Origin of the sequence: Neorhizobium phenanthreniclasticum (assembly GCF_040066075.1) — a bacterium.
Taxonomy (GTDB): Bacteria; Pseudomonadota; Alphaproteobacteria; order Rhizobiales; family Rhizobiaceae; genus Neorhizobium; species Neorhizobium petrolearium.
In genome coordinates this window covers 318,284-324,458 of record NZ_JBEAAL010000006.1, presented here as the reverse complement: position 1 = coordinate 324,458, position 6,175 = coordinate 318,284, and the positions used below count along the sequence as shown (strand labels likewise).

General features: G+C 57.0%; 5 protein-coding genes. 3 read left to right on the top strand and 2 right to left on the bottom strand.

The genetic code is table 11. From position 1 onward, the window contains the following. Positions 1-334: 334 nt before the first annotated feature. Complete coding sequence (locus ABK249_RS11545) at positions 335-793, bottom strand: helix-turn-helix domain-containing protein (RefSeq protein ID WP_052182998.1); 459 nt, start codon at positions 791-793, stop codon at positions 335-337. Positions 794-1,213: 420 nt separating this feature from the next. Between ABK249_RS11545 and ABK249_RS11540 the strand changes: the two genes are divergently transcribed. Genes ABK249_RS11540 through ABK249_RS11530 form a run of 3 tightly spaced genes read left to right on the top strand, consistent with a single transcriptional unit; the run spans position 1,214 to position 4,347 of the window. Further along, positions 1,214-2,479 carry an 8-amino-7-oxononanoate synthase family protein gene (locus tag ABK249_RS11540; protein WP_348862885.1) on the top strand — a complete coding sequence of 422 codons (1,266 nt, stop codon included), beginning with the start codon at positions 1,214-1,216 and terminating at the stop codon, positions 2,477-2,479. 2 nt (positions 2,480-2,481) lie between these two features. Further along, a complete protein-coding gene (locus tag ABK249_RS11535) occupies positions 2,482-3,783 on the top strand; it encodes an aspartate aminotransferase family protein (protein WP_348862884.1) in 1,302 nt (433 codons plus the stop codon). 54 nt (positions 3,784-3,837) lie between these two features. Beyond that, positions 3,838-4,347: a GNAT family N-acetyltransferase gene (locus ABK249_RS11530; RefSeq protein WP_227702477.1), complete on the top strand. Its 510-nt coding sequence runs from the start codon at positions 3,838-3,840 to the stop codon at positions 4,345-4,347. Between the two features lie 283 nt (positions 4,348-4,630). Here the strand turns inward: ABK249_RS11530 and ABK249_RS11525 are convergent, their stop codons facing one another. Beyond that, entirely contained in the window at positions 4,631-6,157 is a 1,527-nt protein-coding gene (locus ABK249_RS11525) for a M81 family metallopeptidase (protein WP_280107495.1), read from the bottom strand. Positions 6,158-6,175 lie beyond the last annotated feature (18 nt).

Genomic DNA, 6,175 nt, shown 5'->3' with positions numbered 1-6,175 from the left:
CCGACAGTGTCTTGACCGCCGTATCGACAACCGCGACTTGCTCAAATCCGAGGTTGACGCCTGGGAGCGGCGTCGAACCGAAAGTGGCGCTCAAATCCGATGGATGTTCTCGACAGACCAAGCCCGCGAAAAGATGGCAAAGTCTTATCCAATACCTTTGCTCAACGAGTCATAATCTCTGGGACGTCACACTAGCTCAAATCTCGAATAAAGCGTTACAGGGACACGCCATTTATTGGGGGCGCCGAACTCGAAGACAGAAAATCTCGTTCGACCGTCCGGACCGGCGAAATGGACAAAGAACTCGCTTATGCGGCCGGTTCGGGGTGCGCGGTCAGGGTTCGCTCGCCGTGGGAGCGATCCTTGCAAGGGTGCGAACCATTCCAAGGATACTGGCCCGCACGGGCATCGGAAGATCCTGGAAGGCGTCGATGAGGTGCTGCCCCTCCACCGTCGAAATATAGGCAAGCCGCGCTGCCCATTCCGGGCTCATGTGACTTCCCTCACCCGCCGCATTCGGCAACGCGCTAAAGAAGAACTCGACCGGAACCTCCAGAATGAGGCTGATCTCGTAAAGAGTTGACGAAGTTACGCGATTGGCGCCGGTTTCGTATTTCTGCACCTGTTGAAACGACATGCCCAATCGCTCAGCAAGTGCTCCCTGCGTCATGCCGAGGTGCGTTCGCCTTAAACGAATCTGCTGACCGATAAGCTGGTCGACGGTTCTCTCGCCAACCTCGGCCGGCAGACCTGTCGATGGGCACTGCGCCCGACGAGCGACTGCATATGTCATGGCAACTCCCTCCAGGAGCAGACAACGTCCGCTACGCGAAACCTGGTGATCGGGGAGTTCGAATGCCGATAGATTCAGCCCCTGCGGCCTTTGGCAAAGCCTGTTTTATACGCCGCAGGCTCCCCGACCATAGAGGAGTGTTGCCTTCCGGTGGCACGGACCGACCTATGGGGATTCGAAGCCCCAAGCAGCCTGCGCTGCTCGACTCCTTTTTAAAGTCTCAGATTATTTTTGCAAGCACTGCGAGCAATTCCTGCCAATCTTTCTGTCCCATAGAAGCTCGAATGTTTCCTATTTTTCCGCTCGCGAAGAGTCGATGGCGCAGAATATTTCCGAAATATATCAGCTGCATAGAATCGATATCATTTCAGTCTTCGAACCTCACCGACTATGCTCGCGTCAGTTGATCTGGAGGCTGAGATGACCGAGAATTCAATTCAGGAGAGAGGTGCTGGTATCCCCGTCACCTCTAGCCGCAACACGCGCGCGATGATCGACAAGGCCGGCCCGCAATTTGATCTCGCATATCAGTCAGGCGTCATGGGATTGTCCGCCAGGCCCATGAAAGAAAGGTTCGTTTCCATTGACCTTGGTGGATCGAATAAATGCGTCCTCGACTTCGTAAGATGCTCCTACCTCGGTCTCGACAACCATCCCGAAATCGTCGCCGGCGCAATCGACGCAGTGACACAATACAAAAGCCTGCATTGGTCCTGCGCTCGCACTCGTCTCAATTTTGCATTGTTGACCACACTTGAGAATGAGCTTGCCGATCTGTTCCAGGCTCGCGTCATCACCTATTCGAGCGTTCTCGCAGCAAACATGAGCGCGCTCCCGCTCATCGCGTCCGGCCATCTTACCGGGAATAAAAAACCGGTGATGGTCTTTGACCGCTTCGCGCATGCGACGCTCGCGTTTCACAAACCGACGCTTGCAGCAGAAACCGCCGTCATCACCATCGATCACAATGACGTTTCCATGTTGGAGCAGATCTGTAAGCAAAATCCCTGCGTCGCCTACATTTGTGACGGCGTTTATTCGATGGGCGGTACGGCGCCGCTCGAGGCCCTTCTGTCGCTTCAACAGCGATATGGCCTTTTCCTCTATATCGATGACGCCCACGGTGTTTCGCTCTTCGGCCGCCAAGGCGAAGGCTTCGTTCGTTCGCAAGTTCCAGACAACGTTGGTGGCCGGACGATCATCGCCGCCTCACTCGGCAAGGGTTTCGGGGCCTCTGGCGGTCTCTTGATGCTCGGCAGCAACGAACATGAAAAACTCTTCCGCCGATTTGCGATTGCGCATGCCTTTTCCGCATCACTCAATCTTGCAGGCGTGGGTGCCGCGCTTGCCTCAGCGAAACTACATCGCACCGCTGAACTCTTACGCCGTCAGATTTTTCTTGGTGAACGCATCGAGCAGTTCGATCGGCTCTGCAAGACCGACCAGAGCGGACTGCCGCTTCCGATCCGCTTTCTCAAAATCGGCGACGAAACGACTACGATCAGTGCAGCGCGAACGCTGATCGATCGCGGATATTACACCTCCGCCGTCTTTTTCCCAACCGTGCCGCAAGGTGAAGCGGGCCTGCGCCTTTGCTTGTCAGCAAGCCACACAAAAGAGGGGATCGAAGGGCTCTGCCATGCACTTGATGAGGTTCTGCGGCAAGACAAGGAGATAAGGAGATGACGATGAGCCTTTCCCATGCCGCTTATCGGCGCGCACTTAGGGTCATGCCTGGCGGAAACACCCGCACATCCAATTTCGAGAAGCCGCATCCAACCTACCTCGTCTGCGGAAGCGGAGCCTACGTCACCGACGTCGACGGCAGGCGCTATCTCGATTTTCAGAACAATTTTACCACCCTCATCCATGGCTACGGCCATCCCTCAGTCGTCGATGCTATCCGCCGGCAGGCGGGCCTTGGCTTAAGCTTTGCCGGTCCAACCGTCGCCGAAATCGAACTCGCCGAGTTGCTTGTCGAAAGGGTCTCCTATTTCGAACAGATCCGCTTCACCAATACCGGTTCAGAAGCCGTGATGATTGCGATCAAAGCCGCTCGCGCTTACACCGGCCGCGACCTGATCGCCAAATGCGACGGCGCCTATCACGGCAATTACGATGTGGTGGAAGCCAATGTCACGACCCCTCCCCTTGCAGGGACGGAACGGCCGACACCGAAGGGCGAACATTCAGGTGTCGCCCGCTCTGCCCTTTCGGATTGTTTGATCATTCCGTTCAACGATATCGAAAGGACGAGGAAGATTATCGAAAGCGCGGCGGATCGGTTGGCGGCGATCGTCGTCGACCCTTTGCCGTCCCGCATCGGTCTCATTGCGATCAGCGCTGACTACCTCACTTTTCTTAGAAATTTCACGCTCAGGAATTCCAGCCTGTTGATCTTCGACCAGGTTTTAAGCTTCCGGCTCGGCTATGGCGGCGCTCCAGTTGCCAAGCCAAACTTTCCCGATCTCTGCGCGATCGGCAAGATCATCGGTGGCGGGCTGCCGATCGGCGCCGTCGCCGGCCGCACCGATATCATGGCGGTATTTGATCCAGCTCGGGCGGACCGCGCTTGTGTTATCCATTCGGGCACCTTCACCGCCAACCCCCTCAGCATGGCCGCAGGACTTGCGGCAATGACGGCCCTGCCACGATCTGAATTTGACCGGCTGAATGTGCTTGGCGCGCAAGCCCGAAGCCTGATTGCCGAGGCATTCGCGTCTGTCGGCATCAACGGCACGGTCACCGGCGAAGGATCGCTTTTTCGCCTGTTTGTCGGGCCCGAACAAGTCGCAAGCTACGCCGATACGTTCGCTGCTGCCCATGACCCAAGGCTGAGATCGGTTGTCGCGCGTATGCGAGAGCGCAAGGTTCTTTTGTCGTCGATCGGGCTTGGAGCCCTCTCAACCCCGATGACCGGGACCGATATCGCGTATCTTGCTGAAACGCTCGAAGAGGCGCTGCGATCGCTGAAAAGCGAGCCGACTTAAGTCATCTGCAAGCAGGGAGGAAAGCCCGTGAATATAGAAACTCGCCGGCTGTTCATGCGACCCGTCAGCGCACTGGACGGTGATGCGCTTTATCGGCTGCATTGCGATCCGCTGGTGGTGGAACTGATCATGCAAGATCGATCGCCGACCCGCGAAGAATCCGACGCAAGGCTGTCCCTTTATCTCGATGAATGGCGGCGATACGGCTACGGCTTCTGGATGCTTTACCTGCGTGAAAGCAATGGCGATCTGACATTCGTTGGTCGTGCAGGTCTCAGACACTATGATGACAAGGATGTCGAAATCGGCTGCTGTCTCTTTGGATTCAGCTCCGGCAAGAAGATTGCATTGGAAAGTCTAGGACCGATCATTGCTTATGCGTTTGAACGTCTGCCGATCGTCCGACTTGTCTCGGTCATTCGGCCGGAGAACATCCGATCGCAGAAGATGACCGCAAATCTTGGCTTTAGCTACCGCGGCATGACCGAGCATAACGGCACTGCGTTCAGGTTCTATGAGATGAAGCGGGCGGACAACCCTTTCTGCGAGCGCCAAAAAGTCTGACTGCGACCACCCACTCTTCGTACTGCCTTTCCGCTCAGCGCACATCGTCTAACTGATGGCGCAAACAGGGGATGTAGGGTGGACATTAAGCCCGGCTGCGCGCAAAGGCGGCTGTGGAATTTCGACGACCCGCTTTTGCGGGCCTTGGATCGCAAACGCAGGTCTAAACGGTCTCCCTTGCCCTGATAAGCGACCCCATGATTGCCGGCACGGCGACGCCTGCTGCCGGCAATCATGTCGAGATCCGTGTCACCTCCCCCCTTGGGATGACGACGCCCTTCCATTAGGCGGCCTTGCACTCCTCATCCGTCACCATTCTGACACCACCGTAAATCGCCACATTGATCTCAGGTTGGTCAACGGCATGTTCCGGCCAGAAGCGCGACTTCTCATAGGTGAATGCGCCCTTTCTGTAATAACCGACACCGGGCGTCGAAACGAGCAGCGGCGTTGCAATGCCCGCAAAGTTCATCGTGAAATGATAGCCGGATTTCACGATGACAAAATCGAGACCGCCGATATCGATCCCCTGGCTGGTGAAGACCGCCGGGTCGTGACTGAAGGCCGGCTTACTCGTCAATATCAGATAGATGCGGTCATCGATCAGCAGGACGGCAGTCTCGCCTAGCGAGCTTTCCTCCCCGCCATGAAACGGACCAGCCAGCGTGAAGTTGCCGTCGCTGACATGCAATACCTTCCCGGTTACCTCGCGCGGGCGAAAACCCGGCGTGATTTGCCCGCCAACTTTCATCGTCACGACCGATCCGACGCCGGCTGCAATGGCGGCCCTGGCGCTGGCGGGATCGGTGATCGTCAATGCGCCCCTGAGATCGGCAAACTCATCGAGCACCGCCGACAGGAGGATCACGCTGTCACCCGGCGCGCCAGCAAGGATGCGGTCCCCCATATCCGCCATGACATACGGTCGTTCCCGCGCCTCATTTCGAACTCTCAAAAAGGCCTCATCGATCGACAGGAGTTCATCCTCGAACCGCTCCCGGTAGCGCCAAAAATCTCCCGCCAGATCCTTTGCGATCTTCGCTGAAATGGGCTCGGGCCTATTTGTCATCACGGTGACCACCTGGCCAATATGGTGATCGTCTGCGTAGCGGAAGACATTGTAAATCGAAACATCGAGAACTTCCGGGAAAGCGTTTTGGAACGCGCGGGCCTTGGCATGGATTTCTCCCAGCGGCCCAGATGCAGTCTCTCCGGCTCCCGGCAAGATCATCGGCACGCGAGCGCTCGTCGTCACGGGAAACAGCGAGCCTCGAAGCGTTTGAAGTATCAGTCTTGCAGCCTTCGCGCCGCATTCAACCACGTCGGAATGCGGGTTTTCCTTGCAGGCAATGCACACATCAGTATTGCGCAACATCGCGTCGGTGAGATGCGCATGCAGGTCCAGACCGATGCCAACAGGCACGGCCGGCCCGACCAGCGCTCGCAGTCTGAAGAGCAGGTCGCCTTCAAGATCAGCAAGCCGCGTCGTGGCACCGGCACCATGCAGGTCAAGGACGACCGCATCAGGTTGCAGTCTCTCGATTTCGTCTAAGAATTCCTGCGCGACCCGCTGGTAAAAATCATCATCGATCAACCCGCTTGGCGGTGCGGCAACAGAAAGGGTCGGCAGGATCATCGCCTCGCCCTGAAGCTCCGTGACGATTCCCGCCAAGGTCGAACCGGAAGCATTCAGGACCAACTCACCCCGCTCAATCTCGAACTGTTCCTCTGTGGCAGGCTGCGGATTCAGGCGGTTGGATTCGTGATAGAGCCGACCGACGGCTACTCGAAAAGGCTTCGATGTCATCATCTTTCTCCTATGATGTGC

Excerpts from the sequence above, each read along its gene's own strand:
- ABK249_RS11545 (WP_052182998.1), bottom strand. The coding sequence starts at position 793 with ATGACATATGCAGTCGCTCGTCGGGCGCAGTGCCCATCGACAGGTCTG.
- ABK249_RS11530 (WP_227702477.1), top strand. The coding sequence starts at position 3,838 with ATGCGACCCGTCAGCGCACTGGACGGTGATGCGCTTTATCGGCTGCAT.
- ABK249_RS11535 (WP_348862884.1), top strand. The coding sequence starts at position 2,482 with ATGAGCCTTTCCCATGCCGCTTATCGGCGCGCACTTAGGGTCATGCCT.
- ABK249_RS11525 (WP_280107495.1), bottom strand. The coding sequence starts at position 6,157 with ATGATGACATCGAAGCCTTTTCGAGTAGCCGTCGGTCGGCTCTATCAC.
- ABK249_RS11540 (WP_348862885.1), top strand. The coding sequence starts at position 1,214 with ATGACCGAGAATTCAATTCAGGAGAGAGGTGCTGGTATCCCCGTCACC.